Consider the following 24,438-nt stretch of genomic DNA (forward strand, 5'->3'; position numbering starts at 1 on the left):
GGCCTCGCGGTGCTCGTGCGCTCCTACAGAAGAGTATTCCAAATCAGATAGTTGTAATTCGCTCACAAAGATCCTGCTAACCGCCGGAAATGTATATACACGCCAGTAACACCTATCACGTCACACCTGCATTATGCCGTTTCGGCATGGCCCAGTATGTAACAGCATTGGTCAAAAATATGCCAGAGGACCAGTATCACCAGCGTTCCGGCATTGTCCGTGCCTCTCTTGAGACTTTCTCTATCATGTCCTCGCCTGCATCATCGCGCATCGAAAAAGACCTGCTTGGTGTTCTCGAAGTACCCGCTGACGCCTATTACGGTATTCAAACGTTGCGAGCGGTGAACAATTTTCACCTTTCCGGCGTTCCGCTTTCCCATTACCCGAAGCTGGTTGTCGGGCTGGCGATGGTCAAACAGGCGGCCGCTGACGCAAACCACCAGTTGGGCCACCTCAATGCAGCCAAGCATGCGGCTATCAGTGAAGCCTGTGCACGTCTGATTCGCGGCGATTTCCACGAGCACTTCGTGGTGGACATGATTCAAGGTGGCGCTGGCACTTCAACCAACATGAATGCCAACGAAGTCATCGCCAACATCGCTCTGGAAGCCATGGGCTTTGAGAAAGGCGACTACAAACAGCTGCACCCCAATAACGATGTCAACATGGCACAGTCGACTAATGATGCGTACCCGACGGCGATTCGTCTGGGTCTGCTGTTGGGTCACGACGCCCTGCTGGCCAGCCTCGACAGCCTGATTCAGGCATTCGCAGCCAAAGGCCAGGAATTCAACCACGTACTGAAAATGGGCCGTACCCAATTGCAGGACGCCGTGCCGATGACCCTCGGCCAGGAATTCCGCGCCTTTGCTACGACGCTGACCGAAGACCTGAACCGCCTTCGCAGCCTCGCACCAGAACTGCTGACCGAAGTAAACCTGGGCGGCACTGCCATCGGTACCGGTATCAACGCCGACCCTGGCTACCAGAAACTCGCCGTCGATCGTCTGGCGATCATCAGCGGTCAACCGCTGGTTCCGGCTGCTGACCTGATCGAAGCCACCTCCGACATGGGTGCCTTCGTGCTGTTCTCCGGCATGCTCAAGCGTACCGCCGTCAAACTGTCGAAGATCTGCAACGACTTGCGCCTGCTGTCCAGCGGCCCACGCACCGGCATCAATGAAATCAACCTGCCAGCGCGCCAGCCAGGCAGCTCGATCATGCCCGGCAAGGTCAACCCGGTTATCCCGGAAGCGGTCAACATGGTTGCCTTTGAAATCATCGGCAACGACCTGGCGCTGACCATGGCAGCCGAAGGCGGTCAGTTGCAGCTCAACGTGATGGAACCGCTGATCGCTTACAAGATTTTCGATTCGATCCGCCTGCTGCAACGCGCCATGGACATGTTGCGCGAGCACTGCATCGTCGGCATCACCGCCAACGAAACCCGCTGCCGCGAACTGGTCGAGCACTCCATCGGCCTGGTCACCGCGCTGAACCCGTACATCGGTTATGAAAACGCCACCCGTATCGCCCGTATCGCGCTGGAAACCGGCCGTGGCGTACTGGAACTGGTTCGCGAAGAAGGCTTGCTCGACGACGCCATGCTTGACGACATTCTGCGGCCGGAAAACATGATTGCTCCACGTCTGGTCCCGTTGAAGGCCTGATGAATTGCACGACTGCAACACGCTCACCAGGTTGAGGGACTAGACACTCCTCTCCCTTTTGGGGGTCCCGAGATGATTCTCTCCGGACCCTTTTTTTTACCTGCAAAACGCCCACTGCCAAAAACAACAAGGACGTATCGCTGCACTGGAAAGGAAAAGTATTGCAGACGCAAGACGAGCGCACCGGTATAGTGCGCGCCCCCTAAAAACAACAGCGAGGATTCTCCAATGCTTGAAGTCATTAACGACTTCCTTTCGGGCAAAGTGCTGATCGTACTGATCGTAGGGCTCGGCGGTTATTTCACGATTCGTTCGCGTTTCGTCCAGTTTCGCCACTTTTTCCACATGTTCGCTGTTTTCAGGGATAGTTTACGCAACAGCACCGGCCAGCTCAGTTCCTTCCAGGCATTGATGCTCAGCCTTGCAGGCCGGGTCGGCGCAGGCAACATTGCGGGCGTCGGTATCGCCGTAACATTGGGCGGCCCGGGCGCCGTGTTCTGGATGTGGGTCACCGCACTGGTGGGCATGGCCAGCAGCTTCATCGAGTGTTCACTCGCTCAGTTGTACAAACGCAAGGACTCCGAAGGCCAGTTCCGTGGTGGTCCGGCGTATTACATCCAGCATGGTCTGGGTAAGCGCTGGCTCGGTATGGTCATGGCACTGTTGCTGCTGGTGACCTTCGGTTTTGCCTTCAACGGCCTGCAATCCCACGCAGTCACCGACTCCCTCAAAGGCGCGTTCGGCATCGACACCATGACCACCGGCATCTGTCTGGTTGTGCTGCTCGGCCTTGCATTCGTCGGTGGCATCAAGCGTATCGCGGCGATTTCCGACCTTCTGGTACCGGTCAAAACCCTGATCTATATCGCTGTGACCATCTACGTCATCGTCCTGCAGATCGACCACGTTCCAGCCATGCTGGCGACTATCGTCAGAAGCGCATTTGGTCTGGACCCGGTTTTTGGCGGCCTGATCGGCAGCGCAATCGTCATGGGCGTGAAACGCGGCGTGTTCGCTAACGAAGCCGGTCTGGGCAGTGCGCCGAACGTGGCTGCCGTTGCACAGGTCGAGCACCCGATTTCACAAGGTGTGGTTCAGGCATTCAGCGTGTTCCTCGATACTTTTGTGATCTGCACCTGCACCGCGCTGCTGATCCTGCTCTCGGGCATTTACGACGTGGGCTACAGCGGCAACGGTATTGTTCTGGCACAGAACTCGCTGGCAGCCGTGGTCGGTGACTGGGGCCGTATCTTCATCAGCGTTGCCTTGGCACTGTTCGTCTTCACCTCGATTCTCTACAACTACTACCTGGGCGAAAACAGCCTGCGTTTCCTGGTGGGCGAGAGCAAGAAAGCCATCGTCGGCTATCGGGTTTTCGTATTGGTGCTGATCCTCTGGGGTGCCGTCGTTGATCTCAACACCGTGTTCGCCTTCGCCGACATCACCATGACGTTGCTGGCCTTCGTCAACTTGATCGCTTTGGCAATGTTGTTCAAAGTCGCCATGCGCATCCTGCGTGACTACGATGCGCAACGTAAGGCGGGCATCAAGACTCCAGTATTCGATTCAAGCCAGTTCCCGGATCTGGACCTGGACCGCACCGCATGGCCTGCCAACCCTGACCAGACACCGGTCAACCCGGTTGATGCCACGGCAAAGCCCGCTACTCAAGCCTGATAGTTAACGTCATACCGGAGAAGAACCATGACTTATGAACAGCCACAACCCGCTCAGCGAGTCATGGTTCTTTATACCGGCGGCACCATCGGCATGCAGGCCAGCGCCAACGGCCTGGCCCCGGCCTCGGGTTTTGAGGCACGCATTGCCGGGCAACTGGCCGAGCTGCCTGATCTGGTGGTCCCACAGTGGCGCTTTCGTGAGATGGCCCCGCTGATCGACAGCGCCAACATGACGCCTGCCTACTGGCTACGTCTGCGCGAAGCAGTCATCGATGCCGTCGATGTCGAGGGTTGCGACGCGGTGTTGATCCTTCACGGGACTGATACCCTGGCGTACAGCGCCGCAGCCATGAGCTTCCAGTTGCTGGGGCTTGATGCTCCGGTGCTGTTCACCGGCTCAATGCTGCCCGCTGGCGTCCCGGACAGTGATGCCTGGGAAAACGTCAACGGTTCATTGATCGAGCTGGGCAAAGGTCTGAAGCCGGGCGTGCATTTGTACTTCCACGGTGAACTGCTGGCCCCGACCCGTTGTGCAAAAATCCGCAGCTTCGGCCGCCATCCGTTCGCAGCGCTGAACCGCGCCCACAGCGGCGAAACTTCTGTTGCGCACCCCGCGCCACTGGATTATCGCCTGCCTAAAGTCGCGGCCAGCGTTGCCATCCTGCCGTTGTTTCCCGGTATCGGTGCAGCACAGCTGAACGCCGTCATCGACAGCGGCATTCAGGGTCTGGTGCTCGAATGCTTTGGCAGTGGCACCGGTCCCAGCGATGATCCAGCTTTCCTGACCAGTCTGGAACGCGCCCACCAACAAGGCATCTGCGTCGTTGCAATCACGCAGTGCCATGAAGGCGGCGTCGAACTGGACGTCTACGAAGCGGGCAGCCGCCTGCGCGGTGCAGGCGTGTTGTCCGGCGGCGGCATGACCCGTGAAGCAACGCTGGGCAAGCTGCACCTGTTGCTGGGTGCAGGCCTGCCACTTGATGAAGTACGCCGGCTGGTTGAAGTGGATCTGTGCGGGGAGCTGCGTTAAGCGCAGAGCCACAATCTCGCAGCAAACACTGATCCTGCAGGAGCCAACTTGTTGGCGAGGCGATAGTCTGGTTTATGCAGGTACAACGCATCCATCTCGTGGCTGACCTATGCACGTAGCGCAAAATTGCAGACCTTTCAGTCCTTGGAAACGAAAAAACCGGCACTGGGCCGGTTTCTTCACCCCAACGGCCAGCGAACTGAATCGCTGCGTACGGGGTTGAGTAGTGCGCTGATAATGGCATAAATAGTGAACGTGTCAACGCTCACTTTAGCCCTTACAAAACGCTTCCATTGCGTATGACAAAACGCTTTCTGAATACCTACCTGCTGATCAGAAGGGGACTACAACAAACTTTGTCCTTAGAGCTCACGAGCCCCTACAGGTTTTGGGTCAAAAATTACTAAGCCGTGCACTCAACCTTCGCATCGCGAAGCATCGAATCCAGGTTGCGCTCGATGTTTTCGCACAGCTTAGTCATCTGGATTTCGTGTTCGCTGGCTTTGAACGGGCTTTGCAGGTCGGTGCCGATCTTTTCGATGGCCAGCAGCATGAAGCCGACAACGGTCGATGCCAGTGGCGTATACCAGCCCAATGTGTCCACCAGGCCAATCGGCAGGATCACGCAGAACAGGCTGATGAACAAACGCGGGAACGCCACGTAGGGATAAGGCAGCGGCGTGTTGGCGATACGCTCCATCCCGCCCTGGCAGTTGGAGAGTTCCACCATTGTCGACTCGAGACGCGCCAGACGGATGCTGTCCAGACGGCCGGCTTTGTACTCTTTGGCCAACAGTGCAGCGGACGCATTAAGTATGTCGTTGGGGAAGTTGTTGGTTTCGTGCCTGCGTGCGTATTCCTCGCGGGTTATCAACGACTGTACTTCGTCGCCACAGGATTCACCCTTCAGATGCGCAGACAGGCATTTCACGAAGGCCACATGGCGACGCAGCAACACTGCTTTCACGGGATTCAACTCGCCGTCATCCTCAACCAGCGTCAGCACCTGACGGGCGAAGCTGCGGGAGTTATTCACCATCGCGCCCCACAAGGTGCGTGCTTCCCACCAACGGTTATAGGCGCTGGAATTACGGAAGCTGGTGAGCACTACCAGCGCAGACGCCAGCAAGGTCAACGGCAACGAGGGCAGGCTGATCTTGCGGTCCAGGAACAGCATGAAGTCGGCTGTGACCACTATGTCCCAGATCAGGAGCCAGAACAGTGACCAGCCTACATAACCTATGGTTTTCATTAAGAAACGGTATTTATCGACGATGGCTTGCTTCAAAACGATTACCTCATGGGCTACTGCGTAATACACGCCGCTCCCTGCTTCGAATGCAGTTGAGGTATATGGTTCGCCACTGACCGCATAAAAGCTGAACCGTTTAATGTTCAGTTAAGGTTGACCCGTGATGGCCATCGGACAGCCCCAAAATACAATGAACAAACCGCCCTCGGCTGCGCTCCACACTTATCTGGATGTTCAGCAGCACGTCACTGAGGGTTAATTCAATGGGCTCGTCTTTTTCCAGCGAACAACGCACCGCACGCGACCAACTCTGTATCAACACCATTCGCACCCTGGCCATGGACGCCGTGCAGAAGGCCAACTCTGGCCACCCCGGTACGCCCATGGCGTTGGCGCCGGTGGGCTATACCGTCTGGAATCAGTTCCTGCGCTACCACCCTGAACACCCGGACTGGCCGAATCGCGACCGCTTCGTACTGTCGGTCGGTCATGCCTCCATGTTGTTGTACTCGCTGCTGCACCTGGCGGGTGTGGTTGAAATCGATGAGCACGGCAAGCCTTCGGGCAAACCGGCGGTAAGCCTTGAGGACATCAAGCAGTTTCGTCAGATGGACTCCAAGACCCCGGGCCACCCGGAATACCGCATGACCACGGGCGTGGAAACCACCACCGGCCCGCTCGGTCAAGGCTGTGCCAACAGCGTTGGTATGGCGATGGCAGAGCGTTGGCTGGGTGAACGCTTCAATGCACCTGACCGCACGCTATTCGATTACAACGTGTATGTGCTGTGTGGCGACGGCGACATGATGGAGGGCGTAACCGCTGAAGCGGCGTCCATGGCCGGGCATCTGAAGCTCGCCAATCTGTGCTGGATCTACGACAACAACACCATCAGCATCGAAGGCCACACTGAATTGGCCTTCAGTGAAGACGTCCAGACCCGCTTTGAAGGCTACGGCTGGAACACCCTGCATGTGGCCGATGCCAACGATACCGAAGCGTTGGCCCGCGCCATCGAAGTGTTCAAACGCACCGATGATGCGCCAACCCTGATCGTGGTCGACAGCGTGATCGGCTTTGGTTCGCCCAACAAACACAACACCGCAGCGGCCCACGGCGAGCCGTTGGGTGAAGATGAAATCAAGCTGACCAAGAAAGCCTACGGCTGGGACGAAAACGCCAGCTTTCTGGTGCCCGACGAAGCTCGCACCTGGCTGCGAGACGCCCTGATTGAACGCAATGCCGTTGATTATGAAACATGGCAAGGCGCGCTCAATAAGCTGGAGGAAGAACAAGCGGATCTGGCCGATGAGCTACAACGCATGCGCGCCGGAGAAATGCCCGAGCACTGGCAGGAAAACTTGCAAGCCTTCGAGACCGACGCCAAGGGCATCGCATCGCGTGCGTCGGGTGGCAAGGTCCTCAATGCTTTCGCGGCGAAAATCCCTTGGTTGTTGGGCGGATCGGCTGACTTGTCACCGTCGACCAAGACCAACCTGACGTTCGACGGAGCCGGGAGTTTTTCCGCCGACAATTACAGCGGTCGCAACTTGCACTTCGGCATTCGCGAACACGCCATGGGCTCGATCGCCAATGGTATGGCGCTGTCTTACGTACGGCCTTACACCTCGACGTTTCTGGTGTTCAGCGATTACATGAAGCCGCCGATTCGGCTGGCTTCGATCATGGAGTTGCCGGTGATCTTCGTCTTCACCCACGACTCCATCGGCGTTGGCGAAGACGGCCCGACTCACCAGCCTATCGAGCAGTTAACACAGCTTCGCGCTACCCCCGGTTTACTGACGCTGCGCCCCGGCGACGCTAATGAAACCGCACAGGCCTGGAAAGTCGCCTTGGCGCAAACCAGTCGCCCCTCGTGCATCGTGCTTTCGCGACAACCCCTGCCCACGCTGGACCGCACGCAATACAGCTCAGCCGAAGGTCTGGCAAAAGGCGCGTATGTACTGGCCGACGCCAAAGACGGCGAACCTGAGGTGATTCTGATTGCCACCGGCAGCGAGGTTGGGATGACCGTGCAGGCCTTCGAGCAACTGAAAGCCCAGGGCGTTGCTGCACGCGTGGTATCGATGCCGAGTTGGGAGTTGTTTGAGGATCAGGATCAGGCCTATCGCGACAGCGTATTCCCGCCTTCTGTCACTGCTCGGGTTGCAGTGGAACAGGCAGGCCCATTGGGTTGGGATCGATATGTGGGTAACACAGGCGCCAAGGTCACGATGAACACCTTCGGCGCTTCGGCTCCTATCGACAAACTGCAGGCCAAGTTTGGGTTTACGGTGGAAAACATCGTCAAACTGGCGAAGGAGCAGATTGGACGATGACAAACCTTGTAGGAGCCAACGTGTTGGCGAGGCGATTTAGACAGGCAAATTGATCTGCTGTCTGTACTGGCGCTTCGCGAACAAGTTCGCTCCTACAGTTCTTGCTTCGCGAACAACTCAGCAACCGCTCAACGCAACCTGCGGCTTCTCACCCGGGAAGAAGAACGGGCGAAATTTCACGCCTGCCACGTTGCCGACGTAAGCCGCCACCAACCACAACCACCCGTGCAGGCTGCCGGAGGCGATGCCGCTGAAGTACGCACCGATGTTGCAGCCGTAAGCCAAGCGCGAACCGTAGCCCAACAACAGACCACCGATCACTGCCGCGACTATCGAACGCGCCGGGATTTTAAGGTTTGGCGCGAATTTTCCTGCCAACCCTGCCGCCAGCAACGCACCGATCATGATGCCGATGTCCATTACGCTGGTGATGTCTTCCCATACCGGTGCGGCCAGCGCTTTGGCATTGGCTGGCATCTGCCAGAACGCCCAACTGCCAACATCCACACCCAGAGAACCCGCGACCTTTGCGCCCCACAAGGCGAATGCCGAAGTGATGCCCCACGGACGACCGGCCAGGGCCAAGGTTGCGTAGTTGAGCAATGCCAAACCTATCGCACCCCACACCAGTGGCCATGGACCGTGCAGGAAGCGACGCAGACCGACATGTTCGCTGGTCACTGCCAATTCCAGTTGGCCGTGACGGCGTTTTTCCAGACGCACAGTGACGAACGCAATGACCGCGAACACCGCCAGGCTCAGCACCAATGCCGGGACTACACCAAAACTTTTAACAATGGAGGTCGCCGGGAAAGACGGCAGTGCGAACCACCAGTCAACGTGGTGAGTCGCAATCAGCGAGCCGAGGATGAAAAACAGCAGCGTCACCAGCATCCGCGCATTGCCGCCGCCCGCCGTGAACAGCGTACCGGACGCACAACCACCACCCAGTTGCATGCCGATGCCGAAGATAAAGGCACCAAACACCACGGATACACCCGCTGGCGCAACCAGACCATTCACCGGCTGACCGAACAGAGTTCCTGCGCCCAAGGCCGGGAAGAACAGCACGACGGCGATGGCCAGCATGACCATCTGCGCCCGCAAGCCAGCGCCACGACGCTCACGGATGAACACACGCCACGCGGAAGTAAAGCCGAAAGCTGCGTGGTAGAGAGTCAGGCCCAATGCCGCACCGACGATCAGCAGAAGGACCTGACGTACGCCAACGCTGCTCAGCAGAAACATAGCGATGAACAACAGCAGGAAAACAGCAATCAGCGGCGCACCGGGCTTGCGAGCCGGCGCCGCAGCAAGAGAAGTACTCATGGGAAGTCTCGGTTTTAAAGGGGTAATGGCGGCAAGTATATCGCGCACAAGCTTTCATGATCCTGCCGAGGCGCTGTTGCGCGGCAAAGGTTGACCCCTATAAAAACAACTCACTGAATTGAAATGCATTTTCTGTAGGAGCGACCGGGGTGGCGTTCCACCGAGCACCGCGAGGCCGCGATTGTGATCTGTCTGATACACCGCCATCGCGGCCTCGCGGTGCTCGTGCGCTCCTACAGGCCCAGTGTTTGCTTCGTGATAGCGATGCGTCAAGGGCACAGGGCGACCTATCAAAAATCAGGTTTCACTCGCCAAACCTGCTTCAACCTTTCCAAAGCATCCACAATGTCCGCCTCAGGCACCGCGGCAAATCCCAGCACCAGTCCTGTCCTGTTATCCACAGGCTCGCTGGATTCCGGAAGCCAGTACCCGCTCAGCGGGCTGATTTCGACGCCGACACTTTTAGCTTTTTCGATCAGTTCTGTTTCCCGCTCAAGGCTGTCCACTCTCACTGCCACATGCAGCCCGGCAACGACTTTAGGCATCGCTGCGCAGCCTGGTATGCCCTCCGGCCAGTGACGGAGCAAAGTATTGCGACGACTCAATGCCGCACGGCGCATTCGGCGGATGTGACGCTGGAAGTGTCCCGCAGCAATGAATTCGGCCATCACCGCTTGGGTACTCACTTCGGAGTGGCGCATGTCCACAGCACGTCGACGGCTAAACGGTTCAACCAACCCCGCAGGCAGCACCAGATAGCCGAGGCGCAACCCCGGATAAGCAATCTTGCCGAATGTGCCGACATACAAAACCCGTCCGCTTCGATCCAACGCCGCCAACGGTGCCAATGGCGCGCCGCTGTAGCGGTACTCGCCATCGTAGTCATCCTCGACAATCCAGCCCCGCGTCTTCTGCGCCCAATCAAGCAATTCGAGGCGTCGAGCCAGGCTCATCACCACGCCCATCGGGTACTGATGGGACGGCGTGACATAAGCCAGTTTGCAGGCGTGTCGCTGTAACTGCTCGCAGCACATACCGTCTTCATCAACATCTATGCCATGCAACTTTGCCCCGGCGATGGCAAACGCATGACCGGCGGCGCGATAGCCGGGATTCTCTATCGCAACACCGTCACCCTCCTCCAACAGCAGCTGTGCACAAAGACTAATCGCTTGCTGTGCGCCACTGGTGATTACTATTTGCTCACCGCGACACTGGAGACCGCGCGAGGTACGCAGATAAGCAGCGATCAACTCGCGCAGACGTGTGTCGCCTGCCGCCGGACCATAACCTAGCATCGCCAGATCAGGCTTTCGCCAAAAGGCTGCGTAAAGCCTGCCCCAAACGGCAAACGGAAACAGATCAAACGCCGGAACACCGACTCTGAAGGCCCTCGGCGCACTCGGCAGATACGCGCCGAGATGATGACTCTCAAGCTTCTTGATGGCTGAACTGTGGATAACTTCGTCAGGAAGATTTAGCAGTGATTTCTCTGATTTTGTGGATAAGGCTGTGGGTAAGCCTGTAGATAACCCTGTGGACACTTTTGTGGATAATTTTCTGTCGGGGAGTACCTGACTTGATAATTGAGCCACATAGGTTCCGTCGCCCACACGCCCATCGGTGAAACCCTCGGCATAGAGCTGGTCGTAGGCACGCATCACACTATTGCGGGAAATACCCAGGGATTCAGCCAGATCGCGACTTGCCGGCAAACGCGTCCCACCGCTCAAGCGCCCGTCGAGGATACGTGCACGCAGCGTTTGATAGAGCTGGCGGCTCAACCCCTGACGGCGATCAAGCTCAATACCCGCAAGGCTGAACGGGAAAGACGGCAGCAGTCCGGACATGCATTGGCCCTATCAAATTGACAATTAATGGCTCTTACAACCAACCAATAGCCTGCCTAGGATTGAGACTTCGGCCAAGAGATATTTCCATGTACATACCGAGCGCTTTCAAAGACGACGACCTTGACAGCCTGCATGGCCTGATCGAGCAGACCCGGCTGGCGATTCTGGTTACCCATGACGAGCACGGCATGCAGGCCAGTCATTTGCCGCTGTTGTTGCGGACCGATCAAGGCGTAAATGGCACGCTATATGGACATTTGGCCAAGGCCAACCCGCAGTGGCGCGCTTTGGAAAACGGCGCGCAGGCACTGGTGATTTTTCCCGGCGCAGAAGCTTACATCAGCCCGTCGTTTTATCCGGCCAAGGCTGAACACGGCAAAGTAGTACCCACCTGGAATTACGTGGCCGTTCACGCCTACGGCGTCGCGCAGGTTTTCAATGATCCGCAGCGACTGCTGGATGTCGTCAGCGGCCTGACCGACAAACACGAAAGCGAGCGCATCAAACCTTGGGCGGTGGCCGACGCACCTGCCGATTACATCGACAAGATGCTGGGTGCCATTGTTGGCTTTGCATTGCCCATTGAGCGCCTGGAAGGCAAACGCAAACTCAGCCAGAACCGTGCGGCAGCGGACATTGCAGGCGTGCGTGACGGGCTGGCCGCAAGCGCAGATATCAAAGATCAGAAACTGGCTCAGTTGATGAGCTGAAAGTGTTTTTTGACGCAAATCCGGATCTGCACGCTGTCTCGCGGCAAACATAGGGCCTGTAGGAGCTGCCGAAGGCTGCGATCGCGGTGTGTCCGATAAATGCTTCGCAGCCTTCGGCAGCTCCTACAGAAAAAGCATTTATTCAGTTGGTTATTACGATAGGAGACCGCTGTGACCGATATTCAGATTCGCCCGGTTACCGAGCAGGATCACGCCGCGTGGCTACCGTTGTGGCAGGCCTACTTGCGCTTCTACAAAACCGAGCTGTCCGACGCCGTGACCGCCAGCACCTGGCAGCGCTTTCTCGACCCGTCTGAACCGACCAACGCGGCATTGGCCTGGCAGGACGGCACAGCGGTGGGCATGGTCCATTTCATCTACCATCGCTCCAACTGGAGCATCGCTAACGCCTGTTACCTTCAGGATTTGCTGGTCGCTCCCCAGCAACGCGGTACTGGCGTTGGCCGACGGTTGATCGAGTACGTGTATGCAACCGCCAAGGCCAATGATTGCGATAAGGTTCACTGGCTGACTCACGAAACCAACGCCACCGCCATTCAGCTGTATGAACGTATCGCTGAACGCCCGGGCTTAATCCAATTTCGCAAAGCGCTCTAGGAAGCTCATCTATGTCGACCCCTGTACCTGATTGGCAAGCCGTCGCACTGCCAGATGCCCGAACACTGGAAGGACGCTTCATTCGCCTGGAAAAACTCAGCGTTGCGCGCCACGCCGACGGCTTATGGGATGCGCTGCAAGGTCCCGGCTCCGATCCGAAGCTTTGGGATTACTTGCCCTACGGACCATTTCTGAAGCGCAGCGAGTTTGATACCTGGCTGAGCCGCCACGAAGCAGATACCGACCCGTGGTTCTACACGGTGGTGGACCAGGCGACGGGCGCTGTTGATGGTTACCTGAGCCTGATGTCCATCGTGGCGGCTCATGGCCGAATAGAAATCGGCCACGTGACCTTCGGCGCATCGATGCAACGCACGCCGAAAGGTACCGAGGCGATTTATTTGTTGGCAAAGGAATCCTTCACGCTGGGTTACCGCCGCCTGGAATGGAAATGCAACGCCAACAACGCCCGCTCAAAACGCGCGGCGGAGCGGTTCGGCTTCAGCTACGAAGGCACATTCCGCCAGCACATGGTGGTCAAAGGCGTGAACCGTGACACGGCCTGGTATTCGATTATCGACAAGGAGTGGCCTCAACTGCAGCAAGCTTTCGAGAGCTGGCTGGCTGTGGGTAACTTCAAGGATGGGCAGCAGTTGAAGGGGCTGGAGGCTTTTCGCGGAATCTGACCGATTTGGTTCATGTACCGCGCAGGAGAGCAAATGCCTTCGGATATGAAGGACGTATGAGAGAACAGAGGCTCCTGCGCGGTACAGCCATCAACAACCCGTTACACACAAAACCGTTGGCGGCCGAACAAAAAACCTTCGTCGGGCTAAGGTTTAGTTCATGCCAACCAGGCATACGCTCATTAACCCACAATAAAACAACAAGGATGTTGTGACATGAATGTATTAGCTGCAGCAAAGCAAGAAAACCCGTGGCGGGTCCCTGCCCCGGTTTTGCACAACGGTAAATACGGCAGCGTTATCGTCGACCGTGGGGAGTGGAAGAAATCCCTCCCGGTCGCCAGTACCCTTCGACATACTTTTTCGGACAGCGCTGTCGGCGCTCAGTCGCTGATTATTGTCGGTACGTCATTGCAGATCTTCGAGTACCTTCTTTCTCATCAAAAGCATGGGGTCGAAAGCAATATCAAAGACCTGCCGGACATCTACATGGGTATCGCAAGGTTCAAGCCCAAAGAGCGATTCACTGCCGTGTTTCCTATTGGCGACGCGCTGGTCAATGTGGTGAATTATTTTGCCAGCACCATTCCGGTACCGGACTGGGTAACGCTCGTTGCAAGCCCGACCAGTCTGGATGCCATGAAAAAGTCGTTCGATGGCTTGAGTCAGGCACAGATGGCCCAAGGAGAAATCCTTTACGTCAAGTTCGGCTACTTGCCGGAAGAAGGTATGCAGAAGATCGCGACCAAAAGCATCAGCTTCAGGCAGGTGGCTGAGGTAATCCAACAACGCTATAAAAAATCGTAACGAGATTGGACCTGCCCCTCTCAACCTGTGAGGTCATCTATCCATAGAGGCCAAGAGCTGGGCTGGGGCTTGCTCATACGTGGTGAGACGTTATCAATTGATCTGCTTATGACGCCTCACCACGCCCATCTGCAAACCAAACGGCCGGAATACCGCATTCAATGACTTGAGCGTCGGATTACCCTCACCTTGCTCGATCTGAATCAGCGTGCGCACCGAGATTTTGCACATCTTGGCGTACTGGCTTTGATGCAGCCTCGCGCCCTCGACTCGCAGCCGCTTGACCGCTTCGCCCATCTCGAGGCTACCGTCAGCAATGCCCTGCTGAACGCTTTCGATCAGCAGCGCGCGGGCATCGATGGATAAGGTCATTGCAGCCCCCAGGTGGTCAGCCGCTGATCCAGCTTGACCAAGGCAATGGCTGGATGGTTGAACGTCGCGTCAGGCAGACCGCTGTCGCGCAATATATCCGGCAGCGCTCTCAGCTGTTGGGCGTCTTGACGCAAGCGCTCGAAAGCCTGCTGCGGATCAAGAATATCTGCCAGTGCATCACATGCCGCGCGCCAGTTGACGACACCTGCTCGCTCGATGGACTTCGACCATTTGGTTGTACGAGTGATGCCCTCGGAATCCATGACCATGGGTGCAAGATCATAAATCGGTGCAAGTCGATAACCGTCTTGGCTGCGAATAATTGCCGTATTGCGACCGTGATTATCCGAGTTACCAAGGATCTGGTTAATCAAGTCACGGCGAAGGTATTCGGCCACTAGATCAGGTATTTCTGCCTTCTGCCCGGCCTGCGACCATAACCCACTCAGAAGCGTGATCACCTCCTGATGATCCATGCGACTGCCTGGAATCGTTACTCCGGCCAGCGAATAGACAGACTCTACCGCCAGTCGCTCCACACCTTGCTCCGTGATACGACGGTCAAAGCGTTTCATCCACAGGCTTGGCTTGTTCGCCTCCTCCAGTGCCATATCCTCTGTCGCGACAGTGTCGATGCCCAGCGCTTGCAGCGCCCTGTAGTACAAGTACTCACTGCGCAAAATATCCTGATCATTGTTCACAGCCTGATTGCGTGCGAGCTTGATGAACCAGTGCTCTTTGGCTTGTTCATCAGCCAGTACCGCATCCGGGTAAAGCAAGCCGTCCAGGCCTTGCGTCATCAACAGCTTCGGCGCTTCGCCCCCCGCACCGGTAGCCCCACCAATGGCAGCGCCTTGTTCATAGGCATATTCAAGAAAGTGCTGGTCACGGGTGATGACATCCGCACGCGTAAAGCCCATGGCCTCGCCCTCTTCCAGGACGGCTACTGACTCCTTGACCCGCAAGTTGCCAATGGGAGCAGGCGTGCTGCGCCCAAGCAGGTACAAGTCGTCGCTCAAACCTTCCGGCTTTTGTCGACCTAGCTGGGTGATTAGGAAGCGCCTGGCCGCGCCAGAAGGAGCAATGTCATGCAGAAAAGCCGGGGCCTCACGCAATGAGAATGTTTCAAAATCCACCGGCAGGCGGGCGCTCACGCCTTGGGAGAAAGAGTTCGGGTATGCGTCCAGAACGTAAGCCGCCTTGTAGGCGAAGCGACATGGACCGAGAAACCCTTTTGCGGGATCGTCAAACGAAAGGGTCATGGCATCCTTCCAGACGCCACTGCCATAAATCTGAAGAGTGAGGTTATACATGGGACGCCTGCAATTTATTGCACCTGCCAGCCAGTAAAAGTGCGTATATCTGCACTATAGTGCATTTCCTGACTCATGCGCCGGGCAATAGATGCAATTTAATGCAGTTAATAATTTTTGAAGTAAAAAAGGGAGCCATATAGGCCCCCCGAGGAAATCTAACCGTTATTTCTGTAGTAGCTCAAGCACCGCGAGGCAGCAATGGCGGTCTTTCTGATACACCGCTTTCGCGGCCTCGCGGTGCTCGTGCGTTCCTACAAGCTCCCTGTTTCACGCACCACAGCACGGTGTTATGTGCACCGAGGTAGAGCCGGGAGTTCAGAGATCAATGCATTCAACCTTCAATCTCAACCAGTATCTCACCCGGGTTGACCCGATCGCCCTTGGCCACGTGAATGGCGACTACCTTGCCGGCGATTGCAGCCTGGACTTCGGTTTCCATTTTCATCGCTTCGGTGATCAGTACAGCCTGACCGGCCTTGACCATGTCGCCTTCCTTGACCAGCACATCGACGATGTTACCGGGCATGGCCGTGCTGACATGGCCTGGTGCGCTTGCCTGGGTTCGCTTGCTGGCGCCGCCGCTGACAAATTCGTTGAGCGGTTCGAACACCACTTCTTCCGGCATGCCATCGATGGAAAGGTAGAAGTGGCGCTTGCCTTCAGCCTTGACGCCCACCCCGGTGATGTCCACACGGTAGCTCTCGCCATGCACGTCGATGACGAACTCGGTGGGTACGCCCTCGCCTCCCGGCTTGCTCACACCACCCGCTTCAGGGATAGGCAGCAGCTCTTCAGCCTTAAGGGTGCCCGCAGCGCGCTCTTCGAGGAACTTGCGGCCGATGTCCGGGAACATGGCATAAGTCAGTACGTCCTCTTCAGATTGAGCCAAAGCGCCAATTTCGCCGCGCAGTTTGGTCATTTCCGGCTTTAGCAGGTCCGCAGGCCGAACATCGATCAGTTCTTCATTGCCGATGGCCTGACGGCGCAGCTTTTCGTCCACCTGGCCCGGCGCCTTGCCATAACCGCCTTGCAGGTAAAGCTTCACTTCATTGGTGATGGTCTTGTAACGCTCACCGGCCAACACGTTGAAGAACGCTTGAGTACCCACGATCTGCGAGGTCGGCGTGACCAGCGGCGGATATCCCAGGTCCTTGCGTACTCGCGGAATCTCGGCCAGCACTTCGCCCATACGGTTCAGCGCGCCCTGCTCTTTGAGCTGATTGGCAAGGTTGGAAATCATCCCGCCTGGCACTTGGTTAACCTGCACACGGGTGTCGACAGCCGTGAATTCGCTTTCGAACTGGTGATACTTCTTACGAACTGCGTAGAAATACAGACCAATTTCCTGCAGCAGCTCCAGGTTCAAGCCGGTATCGAATTCGCTGCCTTTAAGGGCGGCAACCATGGACTCAGTGCCCGGATGGCTGGTGCCCCAGGCGAAGCTGGAGATGGCGGTGTCGATATGGTCCGCACCGTTCTCGATGGCCTTGAGTTGGCACATAGCGGCCAGACCAGCCGTGTCGTGGGAGTGGATGAACACCGGCAATGACTGCTCGGCTTTGAGCGCCTTGACCAGTTCACCCGTCGCATAAGGTGTCAGTAAACCGGCCATGTCCTTGATCGCCACCGAATCACAGCCCATGGATTCCATCTGTTTGGCCTGGGCAACGAAGGCCTCGATGGTGTGTACCGGGCTGGTGGTATAGGCGATGGTGCCCTGAGCATGTTTGCCAGCGGCTTTCACCGCCTCGATGGCGACACGCAGGTTACGCACGTCGTTCATGGCGTCGAAGCTACGGAACACATCAATGCCGTTGACCGCCGCTTTCGCAACGAAAGCTTTGACCACGTCGTCGCTGTAGTGGCGATACCCCAGCAGGTTCTGGCCGCGCAGCAGCATTTGCAGACGTGTGTTGGGTAATGCCGCGCGCAGTTGGCGCAGACGCTCCCACGGGTCTTCTTTCAGAAAGCGAACGCAGGCATCAAACGTCGCGCCGCCCCAGCACTCCAGCGACCAATAGCCAACCTTGTCGAGCTTGTCGCAGATCGGCAGCATGTCTTCGGTGCGCATCCGGGTGGCCAACAGAGACTGGTGAGCGTCACGCAGGATGGTGTCGGTTACAAAAATCTTCTTGGACATTACGTATTCCTCACAGGCCTGCATGGGCGGCGATGGCAGCAGCGATGGCCAGGGCCAGCTCTTCGGGTTTGCGCTTGATCGAGTAGTTGGTCAGCTCAGGGTGGCTTTCAACGAAACTGGTATTGAACTGACCGCTACGGAATTCCGGATTACGCAGAATCTCCTGGTAATACGCGGCAGTGGTTTTCACCCCTTGCAGACGCATGTCATCCAGTGCGCGCAGGCCACGGTCCATCGCCTCTTCCCACGTGAGCGCCCAGACAATCAACTTCAGGCACATGGAGTCGTAATACGGCGGGATGGTGTAACCGGTATAGATCGCTGTATCGGTCCGCACGCCGGGGCCGCCGGGCGCGTAATACCGGGTGATCTTGCCGAAGCTCGGCAGGAAGTTGTTCTTCGGGTCTTCGGCATTGATCCGGAACTGCAGAGCAAAACCGCGGTGAATAATGTCTTCCTGCTTGACCGACAGCGGCAGGCCGGACGCGATCCGAATCTGTTCGCGGACGATATCGATACCGGTGATTTCCTCGGTGATGGTGTGCTCCACCTGCACCCGGGTGTTCATCTCCATGAAGTACACCTCGCCCTCGGCGAGCAGGAACTCCACAGTACCGGCATTTTCGTAGCCCACTGCCTTGGCCGCGCGTACCGACAGATCACCAATGTAGGCGCGTTGCTCTGGAGTCAGTTGCGGGCTGGGCGCGATCTCGATCAACTTCTGGTTGCGGCGCTGAATCGAGCAATCACGCTCGAACAGGTGCACGACGTTGCCGAAGCTATCGCCAAGGATCTGCGCTTCAATGTGCTTGGGATTGACGATGCACTTTTCGAGGAAAACTTCTGCCGAGCCAAATGCCTTGGTCGCCTCGGAAATCACTCGCGGAAACGCCTGCTCCAGCTCTTCTCGACTGTTGCAACGACGAATACCCCGACCGCCACCGCCCGAGGTAGCCTTGAGCATGACCGGGTAACCGATGCGGTCCCCTTCCTGCAGCGCCTCAGTGATATCGGCAACGTTGCCTTCCGTACCCGGCGTCACGGGTACGCCGGCTTTGATCATGCTGCGGCGCGCTTCAGTCTTGTCCCCCATGCGGCGGATGACTTCAGCAGATGGACCTATGAATTTAATGCCACGTTCGGCGCAGATGTCAGCCAGTTCGGCATTTTCCGAAAGGAAGCCGTAGCCCGGATGCAATGCATCGCAACCAGTCTCTACCGCAAGATTGACCAGCTTGCGCGGGTTCAGATATCCCGCCAGAGGCTCGGCACCAATACTATGGGCTTCGTCCGCCCGCTTTACGTGTAACGCGTGACGGTCGGCATCGGAGAAGATTGCCACCGAACGGATGCCCATCTCGGCGCAAGCGCGCACGATCCGGACAGCGATCTCACCGCGGTTGGCGATCAGGATTTTTGTTATCACGAGTATTCCCTCGACCGTAGAACCGGTTTTGTAGTTGAACCAGTTTTTGTAACAGCGCGTGTGGTTGATTGCCGCAGGAACACCCTATGCCCGATCAGGAATTAATAAAAATGAGTAAAAATTGGGTTGTGTATAAGTAAAGACTTATAGTTGTCGCTTCAGCGACCAGGCGGGGCCGGTAAATATGCGTAAGTCATTGATGCGTATGACATTGCGTCAGCTTCGAATTTTCAACGAGGTGTGTGATCTGCGTTCATACAGCAGAGCAGCGGAAGAAATGTCACTCACTCAACCGGCTGTCAGTCTGCAAATCCGTCAGCTTGAGGAACTGGTAGGCCAGCCGCTGTTTGAGTACGTCGGGAAAAAGCTGTACCTGTCCGAAGCCGCCGAAGCGTTGCAATCGGCCAGTCGCGATATCTTCGGGCGCCTGGAAAACCTGGATATGCAACTCACTGATATGCAGGGCTCACTGCAAGGGCAGTTGAAGCTAGCCGTTGAGTCGAGCTGTAAATACTTCATTCCGCACCTGTTTGCCGCTTTCAAACGCAACTACCCGGACGTGGTTCTGAGCCTGACCGTGGTCAACCGCGCCCAAGTCATCCGGAGGCTGTCGGACAACCGCGATGACCTGGTGGTGATGTCCATGGTCCCGCAGGATATGGGCCTGGAGTTCCTGCCGTTCCTCAATAATCCGATTGTAGCCGTCGCCCCGCCCGATCATCCGTTGTGCGACGCACGCGCACTGGCGCTCAAGGACCTGGAGCCCTATCCGCTACTGATCCGGGAAAATGGTTCGGGGACTCGCAAAGCCTGCGAAGAGTATTTCAAAGACAAGCGTGTGCACTTCACGACAACCATCGAGATGTCGGCCCACGAAGCGCAGCGTGAAAGTGTACTGGCCGGGCTGGGCATCGCGATGCTGACTCGTCACGCGGTCAGTCTGGAACTTGCCACCGGCATGCTCAAAGAGTTACCGGTGGCAGAGTTACCGTTGTATCGCAGTTGGTGCGTGGTGCAGGCCAAGGATCGACGTCTGTCGCCCGTGGCGCACGCCTTCCAGGCGTTCATCCGCACCGAACGTGCGCAGATCAGCCAGCTGATGGAGCGTTTCGACGGGCGCCTTCCAAAGGTTTAGCGGCCTGCCAGAAGCGCTCTGAAACGCTCTCTTCGAAGTCGCACAACTCCTGATTGAGCCGACGCGCTTCGCAATAGCTTTCTATTGCCCGACGAAACCCCATACGTCGCTGATCTTCCTGCTGACGGCGGGTTTTGACGGTGCTGCTCTGTTGCGAGTCATCGTAGTGCCGAGGCATATCCTGTCTCCCAGTGCGTTGCGGGAGTATCAGGGTGCCCAAAGGCTGTGACGGTAACGCGGCGGATGCATTACAAATTGGTGAAAACTGAAGGCCTGACGCTGACGACGCATCGTCGGGCCTGAATCAGCCGTTCAATCTTCGTGGGATTTGATCGACTTGGGCGACAGACGAAGGCTGCGCAGACTGCGCTTCACGCTCTTGAGATGGTTGACCAGGCTAGGCCCACGCGCCATCGCGACACCCATTGCCAACACATCGATGACTACCAGATGCGCGATGCGCGAGGTCAGAGGCGTATAGATTTCGGTGTCCTCATGCACATCAATCGCCAGATTGACTGACGACAGTTCGGCCAACGGCGTCTGGCTTGGGCACAAAGTGATCAACGTCGCGCCTGTCTCGCGGACCAGATTCGCCGTAATCAGCAAATCCTTGGAGCGCCCGGACTGAGAAATGCAGACCGCAACATCGGTCGGCGTCAGGGTAACGGCCGACATGGCCTGCATGTGCGGATCTGAATAAGCCGCCGCGCTGAGCAAAAGCCGGAAGAACTTATGCTGCGCGTCAGCCGCCACTGCCCCCGACGCACCAAAGCCGTAAAACTCGACCCGCTTTGCCGCCGCCATGGCCGTTACAGCCAACTGCAGAGCATGGGGATCAAGGTTTTCGCGAACTTCCATCAGCGTGTGCAGGGTGGTGTCAAAAATCTTCAGGCTGTAGTCCGCGACCGAGTCATCTTCATGGATCGCGAACTGGCCAAAGCTAGCCCCGGCAGCAAGACTCTGTGCCAGCTTGAGCTTCAAATCCTGAAAGCCGGTACAACCAATGGCGCGGCAGAAGCGCACGATGGTCGGCTCACTGATACCAACGCTATGCGCCAGATCGGCCATGGAACTGTGCATCACAGCCGCTGGGTCAAGCAGCACGTGGTCGGCGACTTTCAGCTCCGACTTGCGTAACAGATGGCGTGACTGGGCGATGTGTTGCAGCAGATTCAAAGGGGCAGACTCGGCAAAGGTGCATGGGACGGGATGTAGCTTTCTTGTAGTTATACTACATGACCTGCGGGACGCCCAGTTAAACGAACCAGGTCTGGCAAACACGGACGACTTGAAGAGAAATCCAACAGTAAGAAAGGACAAGTCCTACATCAGGACCAGACGCGGTTGACGTTTTCCTTCAAGACTCCGGCCAGCGCATCAGCCTCAATCGGCCGACTGATCAAATACCCTTGCACCTCATCGCAATCGTTACTGCGCAGGAAATCCAGTTGCGCCTGAGTTTCAACGCCCTCTGCTACGACTTTCAAACCGAGGCTGTGGGCCATGGCGATAATTGCGCGAGTGATTGCGGCGTCTTCAGTGCCTTCGCCCAACCCGCGAATGAACGCTTGATCGATCTTCACGTAATCAACCGGAAAGCGCTTGAGGTAGCTCAGAGACGAATAGCCAGTGCCAAAATCGTCAATGGCCAGCTTCACACCCAGCTCCCGTAACTGTTGGAAGGTCGTGATGATGTGCTCGACGCTGTCGAGCAATTGGCTTTCGGTTAATTCCAGCTCTAGCCAATGAGGGGCAAGGCCGGTTTCCTCGAGCACGTGTCGCACCAGAGTGACCAGCTTGCCTTGACGTAGTTGATGCACCGACAGGTTGACCGACACCCGAATAGGCTCAAGCCCTTGGCTCTGCCATTCGCAAGCTTGGCGACACGCTTCACGCAGGACTATCTCGCCGATGGAGACGATCAGGCCCGTCTCCTCCGCCAGGCTGATGAAGTCTCCCGGCGGCACCATGCCGCGTTCTGGATGACGCCAACGCACCAGAGCTTCCGCCGCATCAAGTCGTCCGGTCGCCAGGGACAGCTTCGGCTGATAGAACACTTCCAACTGTTTATCTTCAATGGCTCTGCGCAGTTGAATCTCCAGTTGCAGACGCTCGAGGGTGCTGGCTTGAAGACTTTCAGTGAAGAACTGGAAGTTATTACCGCCCAGGTGCTTGGCATGCTGCATGGCTATATTGGCCTGACTGACCAGCGCCGAGATTTCCCGCGCCGAATCGGGCAACAAGCTAATGCCTACCGAGGCGCTGACCACTAAATCATGCCCCGCGACGGCGATGGGTGTGCGCAGCTTGGCCAACAGTCGTGTGGTGACACGGGTCAGACTGGACAGATTGCCGTACGAGTCGAACAGCACGGCAAACTCATCGCCCGACAATCTGGCGATGGTATCCGCTTCTGGCAGTGCACTCCCGAGACGCCGCGAGACGTGCTTGAGCAACTGGTCCGCAACCTCGTGGCCCAAGCTGTCGTTGAGTAATTTGAAGCGATCCAGATTGATGTGCAGCAGTGCCAGACTCCTGCCACCTTGGCGCACCCGTTGGTTGGCTTCGCGCAGCCGCTCCTTGAACAGCGACCGGTTAGCAAGTCCGGTCAACTCGTCAAAATGGGTCAGATAACGCATCCGCTCCTCTGACTCTCTCCGGGCGGAGAGATCGGCGAAAAAGCCGACGATATGACTCATATTGCCTGCAAGGTCACGGACGACACTGAGATGCAGCCACTGCGGGTACAACTCTCCATTCTTTCGGGTTTCTACCAGCTCCCCCTGCCAGCAGCCCGTTTGTTCAAGGGCTTGATGAATGGTCTGGAAATTTCGTCGGGCATCTCGGCTGCTGGCGATATCAGTCACTTTGCGTCCGACCATTTCCTCTTGCTCGTAGCCGGTTACCCGGCTGAATGCCTGGTTAACCGCGAGGATGTTGTAGTCCGGATCAAAAATGACGATGCCTTCGCTGGCCGCTTCAAACACTGTAGCGGCCAGTCGAGGTGGGCTTTTACTCAGGGCAAGATTGGCTTCTTCGAGCTCTTGAGTACGCTGAGCAACACGGGTTTCCAACTCGGCATGCGCCTCACGCAAGCTGCGCTCGGCCTTGCGGCGCTGCTCGATTTCCCGGGCCAGTTCGATGTTGAGCTGTTCACTTTGGGTCTGGGCCTGCTGCAGAACTTCGATCAGTGCCTGATTCTGAAAGCGCCTGATCAGACCACGATGAATCAGGCGATTGACCTGCCACGCAACCACGCTCAACGCCAATAACAGGATCAATCCTAACCAGCCCCACCCCCGCAAAGGAACATCACCGCCCCAGAACAGATAGGCAATCGGCGGCAGGAGACACGCCAGGGTAAAGGTCAGGAACGCGGTAATACTCACCGCATAGGCAATACTCGCCGACAGCGTCGCCACGCCGATCAAACCAAATACCCAGGCTTGCTGCTGAAAGTTTTCGACCGGCACCAGCACCAGCGCGGCACTGGCCAGGGTCAAGCCGCTGGCGCAGGCCCCAAGCAAAAACGTCTGCCCCCATACAGGCAGTGCGCGACGCTCGGGCGATGCACCACGGAAAGCGGCGACCTGAAAAACCCGAAGGCTGACCAATGCTATTAGCCAGCCGAGCCAGACGCCGACCAGCAGATAGCGCTCCGGCTCCCATAGCAGCCAGGCGCAAACCAAACCATTGATAAACATGAACAGCGTCGGTAGCAACGACCCCTGATACAGCATACGGGTGCGCTCAACGGCCAATTGGCTGGCGTACTGTTTATGAATAGTGCGCCGATTCAACCTGGCGGTATCTACGGCACTGAAATTCGAAGTCATGGCAAATTCTTATAGTGTTGTGGCCTTGAACGTGCCGGGAGCATACACAAGCGCCGCCGTAGACCAAACGTGTACATTCATAATAAATGGCAGTTCGCCAGTCGACCTGCCGCAATCGCTTAATTCGGACACTCGGTCAATTTGGACGGGTGGTGACAGACCGTTGCCGAGGACAGGTTTTGTCGATTAGGGCAAAGCATGGTTTGCCCGGTTTCGCTCGGCACCCTAGAATGCGTC

19 protein-coding genes are annotated in these 24,438 nt (G+C 57.1%); 9 read left to right on the forward strand and 10 right to left on the reverse strand.

The annotated features are described in order from the left end of the window. Nucleotides 1-245 precede the first annotated feature (245 nt). The 3 genes from AUC60_RS15755 to AUC60_RS15765 all read left to right on the forward strand — a co-directional run bounded on the left by AUC60_RS15755 (nt 246) and on the right by AUC60_RS15765 (nt 4,379). Nucleotides 246-1,670, forward strand: coding sequence for an aspartate ammonia-lyase (locus tag AUC60_RS15755; RefSeq protein WP_087269243.1), 1,425 nt, complete (start codon nt 246-248; stop codon nt 1,668-1,670). Between the two features lie 228 nt (nt 1,671-1,898). After that, the gene (locus AUC60_RS15760; protein ID WP_087269245.1) at nt 1,899-3,347 is read left to right on the forward strand and encodes an alanine/glycine:cation symporter family protein; all 1,449 of its coding nucleotides are present in this window, start codon (nt 1,899-1,901) and stop codon (nt 3,345-3,347) included. A 27-nt stretch (nt 3,348-3,374) separates the two neighbouring features. After that, the gene (locus tag AUC60_RS15765; RefSeq protein ID WP_087269248.1) at nt 3,375-4,379 is read left to right on the forward strand and encodes an asparaginase; all 1,005 of its coding nucleotides are present in this window, start codon (nt 3,375-3,377) and stop codon (nt 4,377-4,379) included. A 403-nt stretch (nt 4,380-4,782) separates the two neighbouring features. On the opposite strand, the gene AUC60_RS15770 is transcribed toward AUC60_RS15765, so the two are convergent. Continuing rightward, nucleotides 4,783-5,631, reverse strand: coding sequence for a bestrophin family protein (locus AUC60_RS15770; protein ID WP_167384363.1), 849 nt, complete (start codon nt 5,629-5,631; stop codon nt 4,783-4,785). A gap of 263 nt (nt 5,632-5,894) precedes the next feature. On the opposite strand from AUC60_RS15770, the gene tkt reads away from it, so the two are divergent. Beyond that, entirely contained in the window at nt 5,895-7,970 is a 2,076-nt protein-coding gene (tkt, locus tag AUC60_RS15775) for a transketolase (protein WP_087269256.1), read from the forward strand. A 117-nt stretch (nt 7,971-8,087) separates the two neighbouring features. Here the strand turns inward: tkt and AUC60_RS15780 are convergent, their stop codons facing one another. Together AUC60_RS15780 and pdxR are read right to left on the reverse strand one after the other, a co-directional pair. After that, nucleotides 8,088-9,299, reverse strand: coding sequence for a YeeE/YedE family protein (locus tag AUC60_RS15780; protein ID WP_087269259.1), 1,212 nt, complete (start codon nt 9,297-9,299; stop codon nt 8,088-8,090). Nucleotides 9,300-9,589: 290 nt separating this feature from the next. Continuing rightward, the gene (gene pdxR / locus AUC60_RS15785; protein ID WP_087269262.1) at nt 9,590-11,149 is read right to left on the reverse strand and encodes a MocR-like pyridoxine biosynthesis transcription factor PdxR; all 1,560 of its coding nucleotides are present in this window, start codon (nt 11,147-11,149) and stop codon (nt 9,590-9,592) included. 89 nt (nt 11,150-11,238) lie between these two features. On the opposite strand from pdxR, the gene AUC60_RS15790 reads away from it, so the two are divergent. The 4 genes from AUC60_RS15790 (at nt 11,239) to AUC60_RS15805 (ending at nt 13,973) form a co-directional block, all read left to right on the forward strand. After that, nucleotides 11,239-11,862, forward strand: a complete 624-nt coding sequence (locus tag AUC60_RS15790; protein WP_087269265.1) for an FMN-binding negative transcriptional regulator — start codon at nt 11,239-11,241, stop codon at nt 11,860-11,862. Between the two features lie 171 nt (nt 11,863-12,033). Continuing rightward, nucleotides 12,034-12,480, forward strand: a complete 447-nt coding sequence (locus tag AUC60_RS15795; RefSeq protein ID WP_087269267.1) for a GNAT family N-acetyltransferase — start codon at nt 12,034-12,036, stop codon at nt 12,478-12,480. A gap of 11 nt (nt 12,481-12,491) precedes the next feature. Continuing rightward, nucleotides 12,492-13,166, forward strand: coding sequence for a GNAT family N-acetyltransferase (locus tag AUC60_RS15800; RefSeq protein ID WP_087269270.1), 675 nt, complete (start codon nt 12,492-12,494; stop codon nt 13,164-13,166). Between the two features lie 216 nt (nt 13,167-13,382). Next, nucleotides 13,383-13,973 (forward strand): hypothetical protein, encoded by a 591-nt coding sequence (locus AUC60_RS15805; protein WP_087269273.1) that lies wholly within the window; start codon nt 13,383-13,385, stop codon nt 13,971-13,973. 93 nt (nt 13,974-14,066) lie between these two features. Here AUC60_RS15805 and AUC60_RS15810 read toward each other — a convergent pair whose 3' ends face one another. The 4 genes from AUC60_RS15810 to AUC60_RS15825 form a co-directional block, all read right to left on the reverse strand. Continuing rightward, the gene (locus tag AUC60_RS15810) at nt 14,067-14,345 is read right to left on the reverse strand and encodes a helix-turn-helix transcriptional regulator (protein WP_087269276.1); all 279 of its coding nucleotides are present in this window, start codon (nt 14,343-14,345) and stop codon (nt 14,067-14,069) included. Continuing rightward, nucleotides 14,342-15,658, reverse strand: a complete 1,317-nt coding sequence (locus AUC60_RS15815) for a type II toxin-antitoxin system HipA family toxin (protein ID WP_087269280.1) — start codon at nt 15,656-15,658, stop codon at nt 14,342-14,344. The genes AUC60_RS15810 and AUC60_RS15815 overlap by 4 nt, the downstream gene beginning before the upstream one ends. 334 nt (nt 15,659-15,992) lie before the next feature. After that, entirely contained in the window at nt 15,993-17,801 is a 1,809-nt protein-coding gene (gene oadA, locus AUC60_RS15820; protein ID WP_087269283.1) for a sodium-extruding oxaloacetate decarboxylase subunit alpha, read from the reverse strand. A gap of 10 nt (nt 17,802-17,811) precedes the next feature. Then, nucleotides 17,812-19,227 carry an acetyl-CoA carboxylase biotin carboxylase subunit gene (locus tag AUC60_RS15825; RefSeq protein WP_087269286.1) on the reverse strand — a complete coding sequence of 472 codons (1,416 nt, stop codon included), beginning with the start codon at nt 19,225-19,227 and terminating at the stop codon, nt 17,812-17,814. A 184-nt stretch (nt 19,228-19,411) separates the two neighbouring features. Here AUC60_RS15825 and AUC60_RS15830 point away from each other — a divergent pair, with 184 nt between their 5' ends. After that, complete coding sequence (locus AUC60_RS15830; protein ID WP_087269289.1) at nt 19,412-20,362, forward strand: LysR family transcriptional regulator; 951 nt, start codon at nt 19,412-19,414, stop codon at nt 20,360-20,362. On the opposite strand, the gene AUC60_RS15835 is transcribed toward AUC60_RS15830, so the two are convergent. The 3 genes from AUC60_RS15835 to AUC60_RS15845 form a co-directional block, all read right to left on the reverse strand. Next, the gene (locus AUC60_RS15835; protein WP_087269292.1) at nt 20,316-20,540 is read right to left on the reverse strand and encodes a PA3496 family putative envelope integrity protein; all 225 of its coding nucleotides are present in this window, start codon (nt 20,538-20,540) and stop codon (nt 20,316-20,318) included. The genes AUC60_RS15830 and AUC60_RS15835 overlap by 47 nt on opposite strands. Nucleotides 20,541-20,674: 134 nt before the next feature. Continuing rightward, on the reverse strand, nt 20,675-21,541 hold the full coding sequence (gene hexR / locus AUC60_RS15840; RefSeq protein WP_087269295.1) for a transcriptional regulator HexR: 867 nt from the start codon (nt 21,539-21,541) through the stop codon (nt 20,675-20,677). A 152-nt stretch (nt 21,542-21,693) separates the two neighbouring features. Next, nucleotides 21,694-24,201, reverse strand: a complete 2,508-nt coding sequence (locus AUC60_RS15845) for a putative bifunctional diguanylate cyclase/phosphodiesterase (RefSeq protein WP_087269298.1) — start codon at nt 24,199-24,201, stop codon at nt 21,694-21,696. Nucleotides 24,202-24,438: the final 237 nt, after the last annotated feature.

This window comes from Pseudomonas caspiana (genome assembly GCF_002158995.1).
Lineage (GTDB): Bacteria > Pseudomonadota > Gammaproteobacteria > Pseudomonadales > Pseudomonadaceae > Aquipseudomonas > Aquipseudomonas caspiana.

What these genes read in the sequence shown, in the direction of transcription:
- AUC60_RS15755 (WP_087269243.1), top strand. Translation starts at nt 246, where the DNA reads ATGTCCTCGCCTGCATCATCGCGCATCGAAAAAGACCTGCTTGGTGTT.
- AUC60_RS15760 (WP_087269245.1), top strand. Translation starts at nt 1,899, where the DNA reads ATGCTTGAAGTCATTAACGACTTCCTTTCGGGCAAAGTGCTGATCGTA.
- AUC60_RS15765 (WP_087269248.1), top strand. Translation starts at nt 3,375, where the DNA reads ATGACTTATGAACAGCCACAACCCGCTCAGCGAGTCATGGTTCTTTAT.
- AUC60_RS15770 (WP_167384363.1), bottom strand. Translation starts at nt 5,631, where the DNA reads ATGAAAACCATAGGTTATGTAGGCTGGTCACTGTTCTGGCTCCTGATC.
- tkt (WP_087269256.1), top strand. Translation starts at nt 5,895, where the DNA reads ATGGGCTCGTCTTTTTCCAGCGAACAACGCACCGCACGCGACCAACTC.
- AUC60_RS15780 (WP_087269259.1), bottom strand. Translation starts at nt 9,299, where the DNA reads ATGAGTACTTCTCTTGCTGCGGCGCCGGCTCGCAAGCCCGGTGCGCCG.
- pdxR (WP_087269262.1), bottom strand. Translation starts at nt 11,149, where the DNA reads ATGTCCGGACTGCTGCCGTCTTTCCCGTTCAGCCTTGCGGGTATTGAG.
- AUC60_RS15790 (WP_087269265.1), top strand. Translation starts at nt 11,239, where the DNA reads ATGTACATACCGAGCGCTTTCAAAGACGACGACCTTGACAGCCTGCAT.
- AUC60_RS15800 (WP_087269270.1), top strand. Translation starts at nt 12,492, where the DNA reads ATGTCGACCCCTGTACCTGATTGGCAAGCCGTCGCACTGCCAGATGCC.
- AUC60_RS15805 (WP_087269273.1), top strand. Translation starts at nt 13,383, where the DNA reads ATGAATGTATTAGCTGCAGCAAAGCAAGAAAACCCGTGGCGGGTCCCT.
- AUC60_RS15810 (WP_087269276.1), bottom strand. Translation starts at nt 14,345, where the DNA reads ATGACCTTATCCATCGATGCCCGCGCGCTGCTGATCGAAAGCGTTCAG.
- AUC60_RS15815 (WP_087269280.1), bottom strand. Translation starts at nt 15,658, where the DNA reads ATGTATAACCTCACTCTTCAGATTTATGGCAGTGGCGTCTGGAAGGAT.
- oadA (WP_087269283.1), bottom strand. Translation starts at nt 17,801, where the DNA reads ATGTCCAAGAAGATTTTTGTAACCGACACCATCCTGCGTGACGCTCAC.
- AUC60_RS15830 (WP_087269289.1), top strand. Translation starts at nt 19,412, where the DNA reads ATGCGTAAGTCATTGATGCGTATGACATTGCGTCAGCTTCGAATTTTC.
- AUC60_RS15835 (WP_087269292.1), bottom strand. Translation starts at nt 20,540, where the DNA reads ATGCCTCGGCACTACGATGACTCGCAACAGAGCAGCACCGTCAAAACC.
- AUC60_RS15845 (WP_087269298.1), bottom strand. Translation starts at nt 24,201, where the DNA reads ATGACTTCGAATTTCAGTGCCGTAGATACCGCCAGGTTGAATCGGCGC.